This is a genomic window from Salinimicrobium oceani (assembly GCF_012037645.1).
The window spans coordinates 1-625 of the sequence record NZ_JAAVJR010000206.1 but is presented as its reverse complement, the minus strand read 5'-3'; the positions used below and the strand labels follow the sequence as shown (position 1 = coordinate 625).

1 pseudogene is annotated in these 625 nt (G+C 36.0%); it reads right to left on the bottom strand.

Annotated features, from left to right (window positions below):
- Positions 1–365: 365 nt before the first annotated feature.
- A pseudogene (locus HC175_RS16290) lies at positions 366–625 on the bottom strand (hypothetical protein); the annotation flags it as partial.

Here is a 625-nt window from a genome sequence, read left to right as displayed (position 1 = left end):
AGAAATTTTTTCAATAGAAAGGCAGGAAGAGTTCAATTTTTTTATCATTGTTGTCCGATAAAAGAATCTGGACCGCTCCGCTTCTAGAGTCTAGAGCCAAGACTTCTATATAAAGCTCTGAAAGACAATATTGTAAAAAATTACTTCCTATTGGAAATTAATATAATTTCATAAAAAGGAAAACCACCCCCTCAAATCGTTGGAGAATGTCTTTGACCGGCATTAGCAAGGGTTTTCATGGATTTATCCTTTTTTAATCGGACAACAATGAAAATGTAAAAAAAATGGAGATGACCTGGGCACTCACAAAAAACACCTGCAAATTATTTGCAGGTGTTGCGCAGTACATTAGGTTCCTAAAATTACTATTCTTTAGGCAGAAGCCTCTTTTGTTTTTGTTGCTTTAAAGCTTTGGTTACAGCTTCAAAAATGTCTTTTTTCAGGCGTTTGTATTCTCTTGAAAAACGCATTACTTCATTTAAAAGGTTTTTGTGTTCATCCCTGTAGATCCTGCCTTCTTTTGGTTCATCAATGTCTTCCAGCAACCTTTGCAACCTGTTGCTGTGATCATTCACCTTATCCTCAATTTCTCTCAGCTCACCACGGGAATAGTCAATTTGCTGAA